Source organism: Streptomyces bullii (genome assembly GCF_042657145.1).
GTDB classification, from domain to species: domain Bacteria; phylum Actinomycetota; class Actinomycetes; order Streptomycetales; family Streptomycetaceae; genus Streptomyces; species Streptomyces bullii.
In genome coordinates, this window is the sequence record NZ_JBHSNY010000002.1 from 129,571 (window position 1) to 148,817 (window position 19,247).

Consider the following 19,247-nt stretch of genomic DNA (forward strand, 5'->3'; position numbering starts at 1 on the left):
ATGTGCGGCCGTCCGCGAAGGGCGGCCGGATCGTACGGGTACCTTCGCTCTGTCGGAGTGCCCCACCCGGCGGGAGCCATTCAGTCTCCCCGTGCCTCCAGCACCGCCATCGCCGCATTGTGCCCGGGCACCCCGCTCACCCCTCCCCCGCGCACCGCGCCCGCCCCGCACAGCAGCACGTTCGCGTGCGGTGTCTCCACGCCCCAGCGGCCGGCGCCCTGCTGGGCGTACGGCCAGGACAGCTCGCGGTGGAAGATGTTGCCGCCCGGGAGCCCGAGGTCGCGCTCCAGGTCCAGCGGGGTCTTCGCCTCGATGCAGGGCCGCCCTTCCGCGTCGGTGGCCAGGCAGTCGGCGAGCGGTTCGGCCAGATGGACGTCGAGCTGGGCGAGGGTCGACTTCAGCAGTTCCTCGCGCACGACGTCGTTGTCCCGCTGGAACAGCCGGGCCGGGGTGTGCAGGCCGAACAGGGTGAGCGTCTGGTAGCCCTGGGCGACCAGCTCGGGGCCGAGGATCGTGGGGTCGGTGAGCGAGTGGCAGTAGATCTCGGAGGGCGGCGCGGCGGGCGGCTCACCGGCGGCGGCCTGGGCGTGGGCGGCCGCGAGCTGCTCGTAGCCCTCGGCGACGTGGAAGGTGCCGGCGAACGCCTCGCGCGGGTCGACGGAACTGTCACGCAGCCTCGGCAGCCGCTTGAGCAGCATGTTCACCTTGAGCTGGGCGCCCTCGGCGGGGGCGGGAGGTGTGTCGCCGGTCAGCGCGGCCAGTTCCCGCGGGGAGGCGTTGACGAGGACGTGCCGGGCGCGGGTGACACCGTCCCCGTCGGCCGTCCGGTACGTGACCTCGGCGGTTCGGCCGTCCGTCTCGATCCGGACCGCCTCGTGGCCGGTGGCGAGGACGGCGCCGGCCGCGCGGGCCGAGGCGGCCAGCGCGTCGGTGAGCGCGCCCATGCCGCCGACGGGCACGTCCCAGGCGCCGGTGCCGCCGCCGATCACGTGATACAGGAAGCAGCGGTTCTGCTTCAGGGAGGGGTCGTGGGCGTCGGCGAAGGTGCCGATGAGGGCGTCGGTGAGGACCACGCCCCGGACCAGGTCGTCCGTGAAGTGCTCCTCGATCGCGACGCCGATCGGCTCCTCGAACAAGGCCCGCCAGGCGTCCTCGTCGTCGACGCGGCGGCGCAGGTCCTCACGGGTGGGAAGTGGCTCGGTGAGGGTCGGGAAGATCCGCTGGGCGATGTGGCCGGTCATGCCATAGAAACGCTGCCAGGCCCCGTACTCGCGGTCGGAGCCGGTGAGCCGGGCGAACGCCTCCCGGGTGCGCCGCGCGCCGCCGCCGACGAGCAGGCCGGTGGGGCGTCCGTGGCGTTCGGCCGGTGTGTAGGAGGAGATGTCGCGGGTGCGCACCCGGAAGTCCAGGCCGAGGTCCCGGACGATCTTGCGGGGCAGCAGACTGACCAGGTACGAGTAGCGGGACAGCCGCGCGTCGATCCCCGCGAACGGCCGTGTCGAGACCGCCGCGCCCCCGGTGCGCTCCAGCCTCTCCAGCACCAGCACGGAGCGCCCGGCGCGGGCCAGGTAGGCGGCGGCGACCAGTCCGTTGTGGCCTCCCCCGACGATGACGGCGTCGTACGTCCGGTCGGTGCGTGGTGCCTCGGGTGTGGTCATGGTTCTTGGTAACACGGGGTGATCCGGGTCGGCCAGAGACGGCCGGAGCACGACGGCAGGGGAACGCGGGGGGGGATGGCAGGGCGGCAGGGGGCGGCACGGCGTCGCCTGGACGGCGTGGCGACGGCCCGAGGAAACGGCACAGCAGCGCGTGAACGGCCAGGCGACGGCGCACAGCGACGCGTGGACGGTGCGGGGCGGCACCCTCAGGAGGTGGCCTGTCGGCGCAGTGCCGCCACCCTGCGGTGCAGCTCGGCGGCCTCCGCCGGGCGGCCGAGCCGCTCCAGGCAGTGGGCCTCGTCGTTGCGGGCGGCGAGGGTGTCGGGGTGGTCCGGGCCGAGGACGCGTTCGCGGGCGGCGGCCACCCGCCGGTACTCGGTGAGGGCCTCCTCCCAGCGGCCCAGCCAGCCCAGGCCGACGGCGACCTCCCGGCGGCTGACCAGGGTGTCCGGGTGGTCGGCGCCGAGGACCCGCTCGCGCGCCGCGCACACGTCGCGGGACTCGGCGAGGGCGTCCTCCCAGCGGCCGAGCCGCCCGAGGCTGACGCCGATGCCGTGGCGGGCGCGCAGGGTGTCGGGGTGCGCGGCGCCCTGGACGCGGGTGCGGTCCTCGACCAGGTCGCGGTACTGCGTCAGGGCTTCGGCGCCGCGGCCGAGGCGGCCGAGGCTGACGCCGATCTCGTAGCGGGCGGCGAGGGTGTCGGGGTGGTCCGGGCCGAGCGCGCGGGCGCGGGCCTCGGCGACCTCCTCGTAGGTGTGCAGAGCCTCGGCCCAGCGGCCCAACCGGCCGAGCGCGTAGGCGACCTCGTAGCGGCTGACGAGGGTGTCCGGGTGGTCCGGGCCGAGCACCCGTGCGCGGGCCTCGGCGACCTCGCGGGCCACGCGGCAGGAGTCCTCCAGGCGGCCGAGCCGGCCGAGGTTGAAGGCGAGGTTGTGCCGGCAGCGCAGGGTGTCGGGATGGTCGGGGCCCATGGTGCGTTCCCGGGCGTCGAGGACCGCCGTGTAGACCTGGTGCGCGTCGAAGGGGCGGCCCGACTGCCCCATCACGTACGCCATTTCCTGGCGGGCGGCGAGCGTGTCGGGGTGGTCGGCACCGAGCACCCGGATGCGGGCTTCGGCGACGTCCTTGTACGCGCGCAGCGCTTCGGCGGCGCGGGCGGTGCGGCTGAGGGTGCAGGCGACCTCGTAGCGGCTGGCGAGGGTGTCGGGATGGTCCGGGCCCAGGAGGCGCTCGCGCTCGGCGGCGACCGTGCGGTGCACCTCGCCCGCCTCCGTCCAGCGCCCCAGGCGCCCCAGGCTCAGGCCCGCGTTGTGCCGGCCGGCCAGGGCGTCCAGGACCTCCGGCGGCGGGGTGGGCCGCTCCTGCGGTACGGGCTCCGGCGGGCGGCCCGTCGCGGGCCGTGCGATCCACTCGCCGGACAGGCCGGCCGCCGGGTCCGGCGGTGTGGTGCGCGGTGCGGCACCGGTCGCCGCGTGCCCGGAGGTCATGCCGCGCGTCCAGGACGGCAGCCGTGCCGCGCGCCCGGGCGCGTCGGGACCGCGCCGGGCCGCCGCCGGGTCGGAGACGGGCCGGGGTGCCGCCGCATCGGGGACGGGCCGGGAGGCCACCAGTTCGAAGCCTGATGGAGACACCATGACGTCGGTGCCGGGCCGGGACACCGCCGCGTCCGGGACGGGCCCGGCCGCCGCCACCGTCGGCACGTACAGCGGTGCGGCGCGGTGCGCGCTGATCCGGCGGGCCAGTTCGCGTGCGTCGTCCGGACGTTGCCCGGGTTCCTTGGCCAGCAGGTCCAGGATGATCCGCTCGAGGTCGCCGGGCAGTTCGGGCCGGTGTCCGCGCGGCGGCCGGGGCGGGGTGTCGCGGTGGCCGATGAGGATCGACCACGCGTCGTCGAGGTCGAACGGCGGCGCCCCCGTGGCGATCTCGTACAGCACGCACCCGAAGGAGTACAGGTCGCTGCGCTGGTCGACGCCGTCGCCGCTGATCTGCTCCGGCGACATGTAGTGCGGGGTGCCCATCGCGACGCCGGTGCCGGTCAGCCGGGAGGTGAAGCCGATGTCGTGGCCGAGGCGGGCGATGCCGAAATCGCAGATCTTCACCGTGCCGTCGCCGAGCCGCACGATGTTGGCGGGTTTCAGGTCCCGGTGCACGACGCCCTGGTCGTGGCAGTAGGCGAGGGCGGCGGTGACCTGCTCGGCGATGTCGACGACCTCGTCGACGGGCAGCGGGTGCCCCTTGTTGTCCTCCAGCAGCTGGCTGAGGTTGCGACCGTCCAGCAGCTCCATCACCAGGTAGAGGACGCCGTCGGCCTCACCGAAGTCGTGGACGACGGTGATGCCGCGGTGCTGGAGCGCGGCGGCCACGCGGGCCTCGCGCCGGAACCGCTCCCGCAGCACCCGGGTGAAGGACTGGTCGTGCTGCTGGCCGAGCGGCTTGAGGCACTTGACGGCGACGTGACGGCCCAGCGACTCGTCCCGCGCACGCCACACCTCCCCCATGCCGCCGCGACCGATCAGGTCGAGCAGCCGGTACCGGCCGTGCATGAGCCTGCTGTCCCCCATCTCGCGCGATCGCTCCCCCCGTTGACGTGCGCTCGCCCGTCCCCCGGCCCGTCCAGTATGGCGGCCCGTCGTCCGCGTGTGTACGGCACCGGACGCGCGGCCGGGCCGCGTCGGCCACGGCGGGCAGGACGTGTTCGGGCGGGCGTCGCGGGCGCCGAGGTGCGGGAACGCCGCGCAACAGGGTGCCCGTGAGACGCGGTGGCCGGGTGACGACGGCCGGTGCGGGGCCGGTCTGCCGTACGGCTCGTGGGCGCACGGTTGCGGGGAGGCGTACGCCAGGTGCGCCACCCGCCGCCCCCGCACCTCGCGCACCGGGACCAGGAGCGGATGCGCCGGCGAACGGAGCGGGACGTCGTCCACATCGCGTGCCTCGGGCCCGACGGCGACACCCTTCGCGTGCGCGGCGTCGACATCCGTCGAGTGCCGGGCGTCGGCGTCCGCCGAGTGCCCCGCCGACACCCTTCGGCCGTCCAGTACTTGAGAATTCACCTAGGCGATGGAAGTTCGGTAAGGCTGCCCTTATAAGCTGACGACCTCCGTCCGCCCCCACGACGGAGGCCCATGTGACACCGCACGACAGGACTTGACATGCGCACCACCTCCCGAGGCCTCATCACGGCGCTCGTCCTCACCCCCTTGCTGGCCGGCTGCTTCGCCCAGGGCGACGGCGCCGGGAGCGCGGGCGCCGCGGCGGGATCGGGCGGGCGGTTGCGCGTCGCCCTGGCCGTTCCGCCGGTGCGGGCCCTGTCCCCGTACAGCAACGACGCCACCGTGCTGAGCAAGCTGTCCGTCGCCGAGGGCCTCACCGCGCTCGACCGGAACGGGGCCGCGGCGCCCGCTCTGGCGAAGTCCTGGAAGCGCGAGAACGACACCACCTGGACCTTCGAGCTGCGCAAGGCAGAGTTCCAGGACGGCACCGAGGTCACCGCCCGGTCCGTGGTCAACGCGCTCGACCACGCGGGCAGGGCCACGCCCAAGCCCCGTGTCCTCAGCGACGTGACGCTCACCGCCCAGGCCGAGGACGCCGACACCGTCACCCTCACCACCAAGGCGCCCGACCCGGTGCTTCCGCTGCGGCTGGCCAGCCCCGCGCTCGCCGTCCTGTCGGCGAAGGCGTACGCGAAGAACGGCACGGTCAGCCCCGTGGGCACCGGCACCGGCCCCTTCCGCATCACCAAGCTGACGGGGAAGACGAAGGCAACCCTCGACCGCTTCGACGGCTACTGGGGCGGCAAGGCCGAGGCACCGGGCATCGACGTCACCTGGATCGCGGACGGCACGGCCCGCGCCAACGCCCTGCGCGGCGGCGACGTGGACATCGCCGAGTGGATCCCCACCGCCCAGGCCGGGCTGCTCGACAAGGACACCCGGCACGAGGTGCCCTCCGTCCGCACCGACAGCCTCCTGCTCAACACCCGAGGCGGTCTCTTCGCCGACGCGGGCCTGCGCGCCGCAGCCCGGGAGGCCGTCGACGGCTCCGCCCTCGTCGACTCCGTCTTCGGCGGGTACGCCGACCCCGCGCAGGGCCTGTTCGGGCCCGCGGTTCCCTGGGCCGCCGGCCAGCGCGTCACGGTGACCGGCCGCGCGAAGGCCGCGACCACCGCGGAGGTCAAGGCCGAGGGCCGGGGCAGGACCTTGCGCCTGGCCACCTACACCAACCGCGCCGAACTGCCGGAGGCCGCGACCGTCCTGCAGCAGCAGCTGGAGAAGGCCGGCTTCACGGTGAAGCAGGACGTGCGCGAGTACACGCAGATGGAGGCCGACCTCCTCGCCGGCCGGTACGACGCCCTCGTCTTCTCCCGGGTCACCCTCCTCGACACCGGTGACGCGGTCGACTACCTCGCCAGCGACTTCACCAGCAACGGCGTCTACAACATCCCCGGGCTGAAGGACCCCGCGGTCGACAAGGCGATCCGGGCAGCCGCCGAGGAGTCCCGCACGGAGCAGCGCCAGGCGAAGGTCATGAAGGCCGAGGCGGAGATCCTGCGCACCGACGCCGTCGTGCCGCTGGTCCACGAGAAGGTCGTGCAGGGCATCGCCACCGATGTCGAGGGCGTGCTCCTCGACCCGCGCGAGCGTTCCCTGGTCGACGTCGGCACGCGCCTGAAGTAACCCCGCATGAGCGTCACACACGCCCTCGCCGCCGCTCGCCCGAACCGCTGGCGGGCGGCGGCCGGCCGCGTCACCGCCGGCGCCTTGCTGCTGACGGCCGTGGCCCTGTTGCCGTGGCTGTCGGGGACCGACCCGGCGCGCACGGTGCTGCGGGCCCGCTCCGCCGACCAGAACCCGACACCCGGCGAACTGGACGCCCTGCGACAGCAGTTGGGGCTGGACGAGGGGCCGCTCGCGCATCTCGCGCACTGGCTGGGGCGCCTGCCCCACGGGGACGCGGGTGTCTCGTGGGTGTCGGGCGAACCGGTCCTGCCGCAGGTGACCACCGCCCTGTCGGTCTCCCTGACGCTGATGCTGGGCGCGCTGCTGGTGACCGTCCTGGTGGCCGGCCTGGTCTGCGCCCGCACCGTCGTACTCGGCGCGCGGCGGCGGCTGCGCCGGGACCGGGCGGCCACCGGGGCCGCCGTGCTGGCCGCGCTGCCGAAGTTCCTGCTCGCCTCCGTGCTGGCCACGGTGTGCGGGGTGTGGTGGGGCTGGTTCCCGTCCAGCGGGTGGGAGGGGCCCCGGTGGATGGTGCTGCCCTCGCTCGCCCTCGGCATACCGTCGGGCGCGATGATCGGCGGACTCCTCGACCAGGCGTTGCCCGCCGCCTTCCACGAACCGTGGGCGCGCACGGCGTACGCCGTCGGTCTGCCGCCCCGTCACATCGCCCGTGACGCGCTGCGCCGGACCCTGCCGGGTGTCCTGCCGCAGCTGCTGCCGAGCGTCGTGGCCCTGGTCGGCGGCGCGGTCGCGGTGGAGCAGATCTTCAACATCCCGGGGCTGGGACGGCTCGCGCTGGACGCCGCCGTCGCCCAGGACCTTCCGGTGCTGCAGACCGCGACGCTGACGCTCGTGCTGCTCGGCGTGGGCGCCGGTGTCCTGATCCGGGCGCTGCGCCACGCGCTCCTCGGCCGGCCGCTCAGGGACGGCGCGCTGCCCGCCCTGCACCGGCCCCTTCTCGCACCCCCGCGCTTTGTGCGCTGGATCGTCCTGTGCTGTGCCGTCTTCCTGCTCGCCCTGGTGACGGCCGGGCTGCTGCGCGACCCGTCGCAGGTCGACACGACGGCACGGCTGCTGCCGCCTTCCCCGGACCATCCCCTGGGCACGGACGCGCTGGGCCGCGACCTGCTCGCCCGGCTGGGTCACGGGGCGCTGCGCACGACGGGCGTGGCCCTCGCGGTGACGGTGGTCTGTGTGATCGCCGGGCTCCTGCTGGGCATGGCGTCACGGGTGAGCGCCGGTCTGACGGAGGTGGTGGCGACCCTGCCCGCCGTCCTCGCGGGCCTGCTCGTCGCCGGGGTGACCGGGCCGTCGGTGTGGGGCGCGGCGGGCGCGGTGTGCGTGGTCGGCTGGAGCCCGTACGCCGCCCAGACCGCCGCGCTGCTCGAACAGGAGCGGGCGAGCGGTCACATCGCCGCGGCCGTGGCGCTGGGCGCCGGACGGCTGTACCTGCTGCGCCGTCATCTGCTGCCCGCGGTCGTCCCGGCCCTGGTCCGCAACGCGCTGCTGCGACTGCCCACCGCCGTCCTGGTGCTGGCCTCGCTCGGCTTCCTGGGGCTGGGCGCGCAACCGCCGGCCCCGGAGTGGGGACGGCTGCTGTCCGAGAACCAGCCGTACGTGGAACTGGCGCCCTGGACCGTGCTCGGTCCGGCCGGCGCGCTGGTGCTGCTCTCGGTGCTGGCCGTGTCGGGGAGCGCGCTGCGGCGGGACACTGCGTGACGCGCGGAGGCAGGGGCGGCCGGCGCCGTGCCGGGAAGCGGTGCCGTGTCCCTTGTTCAGGTGAACTCGCCTGTATTCCTTGGGTGTAGGAGCTTAGGTGTGCCTACCCTCTTGTCGGACTCAAGCAGTCCGGACACGGTGGGCCTGCGACCGGGCCCGATGACCGTCGGGGGTTTCGTATGACGCAGGGACCGGCCAGCGAACGAGGCTCGACGCATGCCGTACGTACCGGCTGGTCACGGGCAGCGGGCGGTTCGGGCAGAACGCTGTGCCTGGGTTCCGCGTTCGCCGCGGCCGTGTGCGGGGGCGTGACGGTCGCTCTGTTCGTCCCGGCCGGCGTCGGGATACCGGCCGCGCACGCCGTGGCCGCGCTGTCTCTCGTGGTCCGGGCGAGGACGGCCGCCGGGAGAGTGCGTCTTCGCCTCACCCTCCTCGCGGTCTCCGTGGCGGCGGGCGGCCTTCACCACCTCGCGTTCGCCCGGCTCTCTTCCTCACGCGCCGACGGTCTGGGCGAGGTGCTGCGCCTGCTGTCGGCGAGCGGAATCGCCCTGTGTCTGGTGCTGGGGGTCGCCGCGATGGTGGTGGCGGCCGCGGACGGCGGCACCACCCTGGTCTGGCTGCGGCGTCTGCTGGACGGCTGGATGGTCGCCGGCTCCCTGCTCGCCCTGTGCTGGATGCTCCTGCTGCATCGCGCCGACCGGAGCGGCGACGCGTACGGTTCGTTCCAGGACCTGGCGCGCGTGGTGACGGACGTCCTCGTGCTGGGACTCGTGGTGGCGCTGCGCTTCTGCCTCAAGCGCGGTGAGCGTGCCGCGACCACGGTCGGCGCCCTCGCCCTCGTCGTGTTGACCGCGAGCGACATGCTGCGCATCCTCCCGCCCGCCGCTGTCAGCTGGGCAGGGATTCCCTGGGCGGCAGCCTGCTCCCTCACCGGTCTGCTCCTCGTCACGGTCGCGCCGTGGCTGGCCGGAGGCACCCGTGTCATGGAGGTCGACCACCACCTCATGCCGGTCATCGGTGTCGTGGCCCCGTTCGTGCCCGTGGCCGTCTGCGTCGTGGCCCTGGGGGCCCACACCATGGTGGGGGGCAGCACCGACATGGTGTTGATGCTGCTGGCGGGCTCGCTGCTCGTCGCTCTCGGCACCCGGCAGGGCGTCATCCACGCCGACCATCTGCGTTTCACGCGCGAGGCCACCACGCGGGAGGCGCATTACCGCACCCTGGTCGACGGCACCCGGGACGTGATCACCATCGTCGGCCTCGACGGCCGCGTGCTCTACGTCAGCCCCGCCGCCTATGACGTCTTCGGGTACCGGCCCGAGGCCCAGGTGGGTGCCCGCCTGTTTCTGTACTGCCATCCGGAGGACCTGACACCGCTGACCCGGGCCGTCGAGGCGGTGCGGCGGGAAGCCGCGTCGGGCCGACGCGGTCCGGGCCGCCGCATGGTGTGCCGGGTCCGCCACGCCGACGGGCGCTGGCGGCACGTCGAATCGTCGGTCAGCCACCACCCCCGGGGCATGATCTTCGTCAGCCGTGACGTGACCGACCGTGTCGTGCGGCAGACACAGCTGGAACGCCTGGCCTTCCATGACGCGCTCACCGGACTGCCCAACCGGGCCCTCTTCGCCGATCGGGTCGCGCATGCCCTGCGGAAGGAGACCACACGCACGGCCCCGCCCGCGGTGCTGTTCGTGGACCTGGACGGCTTCAAGGCCGTCAACGACTCGGCCGGGCACGCGGTCGGCGACATCTTGCTGGTCCACGCGGCACGCCGGCTCCAGACGTCCGTACGGGCCCAGGACACCGTCGCCCGCCTCGGCGGCGACGAGTTCGCCGTCCTCCTGGAGGGAGAGACCGGGACGCGCCCTTCCCGCTCACGGGACGTCGCCGAGCGCGTTCTGGCCGCCTTGACGAGGCCCTACTCCCTCGCGGGCCGCGAGGCGCGCGTCTCCGCCTCCATCGGCATCGCCGTGGCCCTCCCGGGCGTCACACCGCAGGAACTGCTCCGGCAGGCCGACGCAGCCATGTACGAGGCCAAGAGAATGGGCAAGGGCCGCATCCGTCAGCACATCCCTCAGCCGGCCGGGACCCACCACAGCGCCCCGGACCCGGCCCGGACCACGGCGATCCCCCTCCAGGAACCGCCGCAGCCCCAGACGCAGAGCCCACCGCCGGAGCATCGGCACGATGCTCAGGAGCTGTCCGCGGCGCGCGTCCGGACGCCCGCCGCGGACCTGTGTGACACGGACGAGGACCAGGGGCACAGCGAGGCCCTGCCGCAGTGACGCGCCGTTGCCCACCCCACCGCGTACGGGGGTGACCACAGAAAGGGGGGACGAACGGACTGGGGTGGCAGCGGTGCCACAGCCGTGCGCGTGCTTGGTCCTCCCCGGCGAGGCGTGGCGGGCACGACCAAGCGCGGCGGGATACTTCCGCCATGTTCCCCACTCCTGCCTCGCTCCCCTCGGGACGCGGGGGCACGCCCTTCCGCGTGCTCTTCGTCTGCACGGGGAATCTGCACCGTTCGCCTCTGGCCGAGCGTCTGCTCAAGGCCCGACTGGCCGCTTCCGCGGGGGCATCGGCGGAATTCCGGGTGAGCAGCGCCGGCACCGCGGCCCTGGTGGGGACGCCCATGGACCCGGTCGCCGTGACCGTCCTCGCCGAGCTGGGCGGCGACCCCGGCGGGGCGCTCGCCCGCCGGTTGACCGCGGCCCTGGTGGAGGACGCCGACCTGGTGCTGGGCGCCGCTGCCGAGCACCGTGAGGCAGCCGTGCGGCTGTCACCGCTGTGGGCCCTGCAACGGGCCTTCACCCTGCGGGAGTTCGCCCGGCTGCTGCGACCGGACGATGCTGCGGGTGTGACGGAACCCGCCGAACGGGCCGCGGCACTGGTCAGGGGAGCCGCGGCGCGGCGGGGAGCCGACGGCAGCGGGGCGGACGACGATGACGTGGCCGATCCGTACGGCGCACCCCTGCGGGTGGCCCGGCAGGCCGCGGCCCGGATCGCCGAGTCGGTGGACCGGATCGCGGCGGCGCTCCTGGCCACTCCCCCCAACGTGCGCCTCTCCCGCCCGAGTCCCGAGCCTGAGGAGTCCCCGGGCGCGGGACGGCCGCAGGGCCAGGGATGAAGGCCGGCCCGGGCGGTCAGTCGCCGCAGGGCGGGGCCGGCCGCACCGTGTACCGCAAGGGGCTCACCAGCGGCTGGCGCAGCAGCGTCGGGGGACGCTCCGAGGGGCTCTCCAGCAGACGCAGGACCAGGGTTCGCCGGGCACCCGCCGGCAGCTCCAGGTCAAGCGTGTAGACCGGACGGCCGCGCTCGACAGCTCCGTTCACCAGGACCGGCCGTCCGTCCAGTGCGGCCCCGGCCAGCTTCGCCCCCTTGGTCGCGTAGTACGAGACGAGCAGACGGTTGTCACCGGGCCGGGTCCGGTAGGGCGGATGGTCCACCCGCTGGGTGACATACGTCGGGAGCCCGGAGTCCGGCGCACGGTTGGTGAGGCCCACGGTGACGGTGACCTCACGGCCGGCCGGGAGGCACCGGCCAGGCGCCCATTCCAGGCGCCGGTCCAGGTAGTAGTCCAGTTTGGTGCCGGCGGCGTTGTTGACGACCAGTCCGGCGAACGGGCCGGAGGTGTCGGGGAGGGCGCCGCCGAACGGCCGTCGGTGGAGTTCCCGCTGCTCGGACGGGTGGGCGCTCCACACCTTGACCCGTCCCTCCCTCAACTGCCCGCCGAGGGCGGTGAACAACGCGTGCCGCTGCCTCGGATCGTCGGCGGCGCCCAGCAGGCGCTGGGCGACGGCGCGCGCCGCGTCGAGGAAGAATCTCTTGCGCTCACGGGTGTCCGGGTAGGCCGCGTAGCTGCCGCGCTCGGTGAGGTCCACGACGTTGGCGGCGGTGACGTCGGTGCCGTCGGGCAGACGTGCGGGGCCGGAAGCGGTGAGCAGGCCTGCCAGCGCGCCGGGGTCGAGGGCGAGCGCGCCGTCCACCTTCTGGCCCTTGTGCTCCCGCCATGCGGCCGCCCAGATACGGGCCGCGTAGGGGAAGTGCGGACTGAGGTTGGAGTTGACCCACATACGGGTCGGGGCGTTGTGCCCGTGCAACGCGGCGTACTCGTCGCCCAGGTCCACCGCCGCGACGGCCTTCGCCATCTCGGTGTCGTTGCCGAAGGACTCGAACGCCAGTCGTCCCCGGTCCGCGGTGAGCACCGCGAACGCGCCGGGCAACCCGCCGGTGCCCCGCGCCTCGGCGGTGTTCTCGAACACCACGACATACCGCCTCGGGCCCCGTTCTCCCAGCATGGACGGCAGCACACGCGCCGCCGCCGCGACGTCCCCCGTGACGGGCACGAGCCGGTCGAGCTGGGCGGCGAGCCGGGCCCGGGCGCGGTCGACGGCGGGCAGCCAGGTGCTGCGCGGCAGCGCGTCGACCTCGGTACGGACGTCGGAGGCGCTGCGTGAGGCCTGGTCGAGGGCCGGGGCGGCGTGGCGCAGCGCGGAGAGGTTCAGGTGGCCACCGTCTCGTCCCGTGTCTGCGGTGAGTTGGGCGGCGGTGTGCGCGAGAGGGGGAAGCACGTCGTGGGTCAGCCGCTCGGCGGCCTCGGCGGCACCGCGTACCGTCCGGGCAGGATCGCCCAGGACGGGCAGGTATGCGGCGGCGTACCAGGCCGGCCCGCTGGTGAGACGATGCGCCCGGGCGGCATGGGCGGCGGCCGCGCGCACGGCCGCGTCGGCATCCCGCCGGACCGGCGCCCCGGCGGACGCCGTCGCGGAGGGACCCGTGGCGACCTGCTGCCGCAGCAGGTCCAGCGCCCGCTGCGAGGCGAGCAGTTCGTCGCGGGCGAGCACTCCGGTGACGGCGATCCAGCCGGCGCCTGCCAGGGGCACGCCCGCGAGGGCGCCCACCAGCAGCCTGGTCCGGTGGCGGCGGAACCATCGGACCGGGCTGTCGGCGTCGGGTGACGCGGAGTGTTTCGTGAGGCGCGGCAGGCGCATGCTGTGGCCCGGTTCAGCCCTGCTCAGTGCGCGTACGACGGCGCCGTACGACCGTGACCGTCCTGACGGCGATCGCGGCGAGCGCGGCAGCCCCACCCGTCAGCGCCCAGTTCATGCCCGAGCCGGTCTCCGAGGGCCCCGTTCCGGTCGCGTCCCGGCCGCCGCCGTCGTACGCGGCCAGAGCGAGGTCGGCGCTCCGACCCGTTGCGGCGGGGACCGCCCGGCCGTCGGCGGTACCGGGTTTCAGGGAGAGCGTCTTTCCGTTCCCCGTGACCGTGACGGCCCCGGGCTGACCCTCGAACCCGCTCTTCAGCGCGAGCTTCGTCGCCCGGGTCAGATCGCCGCCGGACGCCTCCGTCGCCGCCCGGGCCGGTCGGTGGTGGTTCCCTCCGCCATTCCCGTCTCCGGGAGTCACGGTGACGGGTGCGGAGACGCTTCCCGACTCCTCGCCCGTGAGCGTGAACAGGTAGCGACCGGGCGGGGTGTCCTCGGGGACGATGAAACATCCGATCACGGTGCCCTGCTCGTTGGCGCGGAAGGTCGTCCCGCACTTGGCTCCGTCCGGGCAGCCGTCTCCGCCGCGGGTCGCGCGGCTGAGCACGACCGCCGACTGCGGGACGAGCGTGGCGGTGACCACCTCACCGGGTTGGAATCCCTCGGCCGAGAAGAAGAGCGCTCCACCCGCGGGCACCGTGGCGCTGCTCAACTGGGGTGGATAGGGCTGGTACGCACTCGCGGGGACCGCGGCATAGGCGGACTGCGCGCTCGCCAGGGGGGCGGCGGCAACCAAGGTGACAGCAGTGGCGGCCAAGGCGGCTCGCCACGGCGAAGACTTGGGCATCTAGTTTCCCTCTCACCAGCTATCTCGTGTCCTGGATGGCAGCGCCGCCGCAGAGTTACTGTTGTCTAGCTATATACGGATATCCGACAAGCCGCTAACGCAGGGGATGCCGTCAGCCGCCTAATGGCTCACTCCCCGATCCCGGGAGGCACGGCTCGCTCAGGTGGCGGCGGCTCGCGTCGGCGGGTGTCAGTAGGCGCCGTCGCCGCGCAGTACGGCGGGCAGGGTTCTGACGAGGATGGCCAGGTCCTTCCGGATCGACCAGGTCTCCACATACTCCAGATCCAGACGCACGGCGTCCTCCCAGGCGAGGTCGGATCGGCCGCCGATCTGCCACGGGCCCGTGAGGCCCGGCCGCACCAGCAGGCGACGCCGCGCATCCCCGGTGAACACGGAGTCCTCGACCGGCAAGGGCCGGGGGCCGACCAGCGACATGTGCCCCAGCAGCACATTGACGAGCTGCGGCAGCTCATCCAGGGAGTACCGGCGCAGCCAGCGCCCCACGGGGGTGACGCGGGGGTCGTGACGCATCTTGAACAGCTGCCCGTCGGCGTCGTTGCGGACGGCCAGCGCCGCCCGCAAGCGCTCGGAACCGACCCGCATGGTGCGCAGCTTGAGGAGCTCGAACTCCTTGCCGTGCCGACCTGTACGGCGCTGACGGAACAGGGCGGGCCCCGGGGTGTCCGCCCTGACGGCGATGGCCGCCGCGAGGAGCACCGGCGCCGCCAGCACGAGCAGAACGACGGCCCCCACCACGTCGACGGTCCGTTTGGCCGCCCGCCCCGCCCAGTGCCGGTCGTGTCCCAGGGCCTGTCGACGGCGAGTCAGCTCTCCGGCGGATACCGGCATGTCCGTGCCCCTTCTCCAGGTACGACAGAACGGGTGAAAGGCGCGTGATCGGGAGGTACTTCCGCGCTCGAAAAGTCTGAATTCCCCCTTGACTGATCAATGAATAGAAACACGACGTCTGCCTGAGTTACGGCATCGACACTGCAATGTGCCCCCGCCCACCTGCCTGGGCGGGGCGTGCCGAGAGGACCTGCATGCGTGCGGTAGTGACGGGTGGGGCTGGGTTCATCGGCTCCCACCTCTGCGAGCGCCTGCTCCGCGAGGGCCACGACGTGGTCTGCGTGGACAACTTGCTGACTTCGAGCGTGGAGAACATCGGCCATCTCCTGGGCGAATCCCGCTTCCGGTTCAGCCGTTGGGACATCAGCCAGGGCCTGGACGTGCCGGGGCAGGTGGACGCCGTCCTCCACCTGGCCTCGCCCGCCTCACCCGCGGACTATCTGGCCCTGCCTCTGGAGACGCTGCGGGTGGGCTCGGCCGGAACCTGGCACGCCCTGGATCTCGCCGCCGCCAAGCGCGCCCGGTTCCTGCTGACCTCGACCTCCGAGTCGTACGGCGACCCGCTGGTCCACCCTCAGCCGGAGAGCTACTGGGGTCATGTCAACCCTGTGGGGCCCCGGTCCGTGTACGACGAGGCCAAACGCTTCGCCGAGGCCCTGACGACCGCGTTCCGCGTGCACCGTGGTGTCGACGCCAAGATCGTGCGCATCTTCAACACCTTCGGCCCGCGGATGCGCCCGGACGACGGCCGGGCCATCCCCACCTTCATCCGCCAGGCACTGCGCGGGGAGCCGATCACGGTCACGGGGGACGGCAGCCAGACCCGGTCGCTGTGTTACGTCGACGACGTGGTCGACGGACTGCTGCGGATGCTCGGCAGCAGTCATGGCGGGCCGGTCAACCTGGGCAACCCGCACGAGGTCTCCATGCTGGAGCTGGCCCAGTGGGTCGCCAAGCTGACCAGGACGACCTCCGAGATCACGAGGATTCCGCGCCCCCAGGACGACCCGGAGCGACGGCGCCCGGACATCAGCCTGGCCCGCGAACTGCTGAACTGGGAGCCCACGACTCCGGTGGAGCGGGGTCTGTGCGAGACGATCTCCTGCTTCCGGCTACGCCTGGGGTCGGAGGAACCGGCCGAGCCCGGCAACCGGACCGTCACCTCCGTGCCGAGCGATCGAGCCGGCTCATGACCGCCCCCACCGGCAGCCGGCGAGCGCCCGCGTCTCCCGCCGCCCCCGTGGTCGAGTGTCTGGGCGTTCCCATCACCGCGCACACGCGTGAGAGCGCGGCTCGCCACGTGCTGCACCTCGCCGGCAGGATCCGCGAGATGCGGGAAGCCCGGAGCGCTGCCTCGGACTCCGCGGACACGGCGGACACGGCGGCGACGGCCCAGGGAAGCGATGTCCACCTCTCCAACGCCTACACGCTCGCCCTCGCTCACCGTGACACCAAACTCCGCACCGTGCTGCGCTCGGCCTCCTTGAACCTGCCTGACGGACAGGCAGTCGTCTGGGCCAACCAACTGCTCCACCGTGGGACACCGCTGCCCAGCACCCGCGTCTACGGGCCCGACCTGCTGCTGGACGTGTTCACCCTGAGTCAGGACACCCAGCTCACGCACTACCTGCTCGGATCCACCCCCCAGGTACTGGATTCGCTGCACCGAGAGCTGCGACGCCGTTTCCCGCGAGCCCGGATCGTCGGCACCTGCTCCCCGCCGTTCCGGCCGCTGTCCCCGCAGGAGCTGCGCCAACAGGCCGACGACATCAGGGCCGCCGACGCGGACATCGTCTGGGTGGGGCTCGGCACCCCGAAGCAGGACCAGTGGGCGGCCGACCTGTGCGGCATGCTCCCCGTGGTGGCGGTGGCCGTCGGGGCCGCCTTCGACTTCATCGCCGGCACCAAACCGCAGGCCCCGCCCTGGATGCAGCGCAACGGCCTGGAATGGATGTTCCGCCTGGGCTGCGAGCCGCGCCGGTTGTGGCGCCGGTACCTGTTCGGCAACGCCCGCTTCGTTCGGGGCATCGTGCGGCAGGCGTTCGTCGTCGACCGTCGTGGATGATCGTCAGCCGGCGCTCCTCATCACCGGCCAAGCAGACCGCCGCAGCACCTCGTCCCTGCATCCGGCAAAGGAACCGACTGAATGCAGCAGCAACGCCGCGGTTTCTCCCGACCGTCCCCTGCCGACCCGGCCGGACCGGCGTCGGAGGAGGACACGGCTCATCAAGCGGCCCGCCTCGGTCCGAGCGGTGCCACCTACCGAGTGGCACTGGTGCACAGTTTCTACTCGTCACGCCGGCCCAGCGGTGAGAACGTCGCCGTGCTCGACCAGTCGGAGGCGCTCCGTGCGGCCGGGCACAGCGTCACAGTGATCGGCGCACACACCGACGCGCTGGAAGGTCAGCCGGGATATGCCCTTCGAGCGGCCGTCCGGGTTGGGACGGGGCGCGGCCGGTCGCCGCTGGCCGAGCTCCGCCGTCTGGCTCCCGATGTGGTGCACGTGCACAACCTGTTCCCGAACTTCGGTACCGCCTGGCTGGCGAGCTGGCCCGGCGCGGTCGTGGCCACCCTCCACAACTATCGTCCGGCCTGCGCGGCCGCCACGTTCTTCCGCGGCGGGAGCACGTGCACCGCCTGTCCCGACGGGGATGTCTGGGCAGGACTGCGGCACGGCTGCTACCGGGGGTCACGCGCCGCCACGCTCCCTCTCGCCTGGGCCGGCCGGCATGGTGCCGCAGCGCATCCCCTTCTGCGCCGTGCCGACCGGTTGGTGACACTCTCGGAGCTCAGCCGAAACCTCTTTCTCCGCCTCGGAGTGCCGGAGGAGCGGCTCGCCCTTGTGCCCAACTTCGTGAACGCCGAGCCCACGGCCACGCGGGGGACCACCACTTCGAACCCGTCGCACTCCGGTTCCCCCTGGGTCTACGTCGGTCGGCTCAGCGAGGAGAAGGGCATCCTGTCTCTGCTTCGGGGCTGGCCAGCGAACGAACCGCTGGACGTGATCGGTTCCGGCCCGTTGGAGTCCGCCTGCAAAGCGGCCGCGCCGAGGGGAGTGCGCTTCCTCGGAGCCCTCTCACGTACGGACATCGCGGCCCGTCTGCCTCGCCATGTCGGCCTGATCTACCCCAGCGTCTGCCCCGAGAGCGCCGCCTCGCTCGTCTACCAGGAAGCCCTGGCGGCAGGGTTGCCCGTCCTCGCCCTGGCGGGATCGGCGACTGCGGACAGCGTCCGGCAGACCGGCACAGGTGCTGTTTACACCGAACACCGGCTGCCGCAGGCCCTCTCGGAGGCCCGCTCCCGCTTCCCCGGGCTTCGCGTTCGGTGTCTGCAGACACATGCCCGGTTTTTCACCAGGCAGTCGTGGACGGACGCCATGGCAACCGTTTACGCGAGCGCCGTCCGGCAGGCCGCTCATCGCCGCCTCGGGCTGTGCCGGTGATGCACGGTCCCCTTGACACGCACATCACCGCCCCGACGGCCACTCAGCGTGTCACATACGGAGACCGCGTTCTCCGAAAATAGGATGGCCGCCGGGCTCGTCTCCGGTTGTCGGGCCGCGTACCAAGAGGCATCACAGGGAGATTTCCATTGGCAACCGGACGCCCCACCATTGACATTCTCACGCCGAGTAAGAATTACCGCCGGTTTCTCGAGGACGCGGTGGTCTCGGTGGACCGTCAGGATTATCCTGGCCTCACACACATCGTGCAGGACGGGGCATCCACCGACGGTTCGGTGCGACTCCTGGAGAATTTGTCACGGCGACACCCGCAGTTGGAACACGGAAGTGCGCCCGACGAAGGGCAGTCCGACGCGCTCAACCGGGCCGCGGCGCGTTCCGATTCGGACTGGATCGGCTGGCTGAACGCCGACGAGTTCTACCTCCCGGGCGCCGTGGCGGCGGCAGCCGATGCGATCGCCGCCGAGCCGGAGGCCGATGTGGTCTTCGGGGACTGTGTGTTCGTGGACGCGGACGGCAGGTACCTGCGGCTCCTCCCCGCGCATCGCTTCTCGCGCTTCACCCTGAAGCGGTACGGATGCTTCATCCCGTCCTGCGCCACGTTCGTGCGCCGTCGCCGCGTGACGCAGACGGCCTGGGATCCACGGATGCGCAGGGTCATGGACTGGAACCTGTGGCTCACGCTGGCCGCCCAGGGAGCGCGTTTCCACTACTTGCCCCGTCCACTGGCGGCATATCGCGTACACGACGCCCAGGTCACACAACAACCCACCGCAAAACACCAGGGCGAGTTGGACCTCATGTCCTCGCTGCACGGACTGCCCAGAACGCCACTGGCACGACGCGCCTCCCGACTTGTGGGCATGTCGGCGCACGCCGCCCAGAAGGTGGTGAGCCAGGGATACGTCAGGCAGCTGCGGGCCAACCGACTGGCCCGCGGAAAAGACCTCCGCTGGTGGCTGAACGAAAGCGCACACCGTAACGCCCATCAACTGGTGGAGGGGCCCTGAG

13 protein-coding genes are annotated in these 19,247 nt (G+C 72.9%); 8 read left to right on the forward strand and 5 right to left on the reverse strand.

What is annotated here, in order from left to right:
- Positions 1 to 80: 80 nt before the first annotated feature.
- Both ACFPZJ_RS04805 and ACFPZJ_RS04810 read right to left on the reverse strand, forming a co-directional pair.
- Entirely contained in the window at positions 81 to 1,658 is a 1,578-nt protein-coding gene (locus ACFPZJ_RS04805; RefSeq protein ID WP_381017649.1) for a phytoene desaturase family protein, read from the reverse strand.
- A gap of 206 nt (positions 1,659 to 1,864) precedes the next feature.
- Positions 1,865 to 4,219, reverse strand: a complete 2,355-nt coding sequence (locus tag ACFPZJ_RS04810; RefSeq protein WP_381017651.1) for a serine/threonine-protein kinase — start codon at positions 4,217 to 4,219, stop codon at positions 1,865 to 1,867.
- Positions 4,220 to 4,807: 588 nt separating this feature from the next.
- Between ACFPZJ_RS04810 and ACFPZJ_RS04815 the strand changes: the two genes are divergently transcribed.
- The 4 genes from ACFPZJ_RS04815 to ACFPZJ_RS04830 all read left to right on the forward strand — a co-directional run bounded on the left by ACFPZJ_RS04815 (position 4,808) and on the right by ACFPZJ_RS04830 (position 11,219).
- Positions 4,808 to 6,331 carry an ABC transporter substrate-binding protein gene (locus tag ACFPZJ_RS04815; protein WP_381017653.1) on the forward strand — a complete coding sequence of 508 codons (1,524 nt, stop codon included), beginning with the start codon at positions 4,808 to 4,810 and terminating at the stop codon, positions 6,329 to 6,331.
- Positions 6,332 to 6,337: 6 nt separating this feature from the next.
- Positions 6,338 to 8,092, forward strand: a complete 1,755-nt coding sequence (locus ACFPZJ_RS04820; protein ID WP_381017656.1) for an ABC transporter permease subunit — start codon at positions 6,338 to 6,340, stop codon at positions 8,090 to 8,092.
- A gap of 308 nt (positions 8,093 to 8,400) precedes the next feature.
- A complete protein-coding gene (locus ACFPZJ_RS04825; protein WP_381017658.1) occupies positions 8,401 to 10,377 on the forward strand; it encodes a diguanylate cyclase domain-containing protein in 1,977 nt (658 codons plus the stop codon).
- Between the two features lie 152 nt (positions 10,378 to 10,529).
- The gene (locus ACFPZJ_RS04830; protein ID WP_381017661.1) at positions 10,530 to 11,219 is read left to right on the forward strand and encodes an arsenate reductase/protein-tyrosine-phosphatase family protein; all 690 of its coding nucleotides are present in this window, start codon (positions 10,530 to 10,532) and stop codon (positions 11,217 to 11,219) included.
- A gap of 16 nt (positions 11,220 to 11,235) precedes the next feature.
- Here the strand turns inward: ACFPZJ_RS04830 and ACFPZJ_RS04835 are convergent, their stop codons facing one another.
- From ACFPZJ_RS04835 to ACFPZJ_RS04845, 3 genes are all read right to left on the reverse strand, one after another.
- Positions 11,236 to 12,975 carry a DUF4012 domain-containing protein gene (locus tag ACFPZJ_RS04835; RefSeq protein ID WP_381017663.1) on the reverse strand — a complete coding sequence of 580 codons (1,740 nt, stop codon included), beginning with the start codon at positions 12,973 to 12,975 and terminating at the stop codon, positions 11,236 to 11,238.
- A 121-nt stretch (positions 12,976 to 13,096) separates the two neighbouring features.
- The gene (locus ACFPZJ_RS04840; protein WP_381017666.1) at positions 13,097 to 13,789 is read right to left on the reverse strand and encodes a hypothetical protein; all 693 of its coding nucleotides are present in this window, start codon (positions 13,787 to 13,789) and stop codon (positions 13,097 to 13,099) included.
- A 324-nt stretch (positions 13,790 to 14,113) separates the two neighbouring features.
- A complete protein-coding gene (locus ACFPZJ_RS04845; protein ID WP_381017669.1) occupies positions 14,114 to 14,773 on the reverse strand; it encodes a sugar transferase in 660 nt (219 codons plus the stop codon).
- A 194-nt stretch (positions 14,774 to 14,967) separates the two neighbouring features.
- Here ACFPZJ_RS04845 and ACFPZJ_RS04850 point away from each other — a divergent pair, with 194 nt between their 5' ends.
- From ACFPZJ_RS04850 to ACFPZJ_RS04865, 4 genes are all read left to right on the forward strand, one after another.
- Positions 14,968 to 15,966 carry a UDP-glucuronic acid decarboxylase family protein gene (locus tag ACFPZJ_RS04850; protein WP_381017672.1) on the forward strand — a complete coding sequence of 333 codons (999 nt, stop codon included), beginning with the start codon at positions 14,968 to 14,970 and terminating at the stop codon, positions 15,964 to 15,966.
- A complete protein-coding gene (locus ACFPZJ_RS04855; RefSeq protein WP_381017674.1) occupies positions 15,963 to 16,838 on the forward strand; it encodes a WecB/TagA/CpsF family glycosyltransferase in 876 nt (291 codons plus the stop codon). The genes ACFPZJ_RS04850 and ACFPZJ_RS04855 overlap by 4 nt, the downstream gene beginning before the upstream one ends.
- Positions 16,839 to 16,919: 81 nt before the next feature.
- Complete coding sequence (locus ACFPZJ_RS04860) at positions 16,920 to 18,215, forward strand: glycosyltransferase family 4 protein (RefSeq protein ID WP_381017677.1); 1,296 nt, start codon at positions 16,920 to 16,922, stop codon at positions 18,213 to 18,215.
- Positions 18,216 to 18,364: 149 nt separating this feature from the next.
- Positions 18,365 to 19,246, forward strand: coding sequence for a glycosyltransferase (locus ACFPZJ_RS04865; RefSeq protein ID WP_381017680.1), 882 nt, complete (start codon positions 18,365 to 18,367; stop codon positions 19,244 to 19,246).
- Position 19,247: the final 1 nt, after the last annotated feature.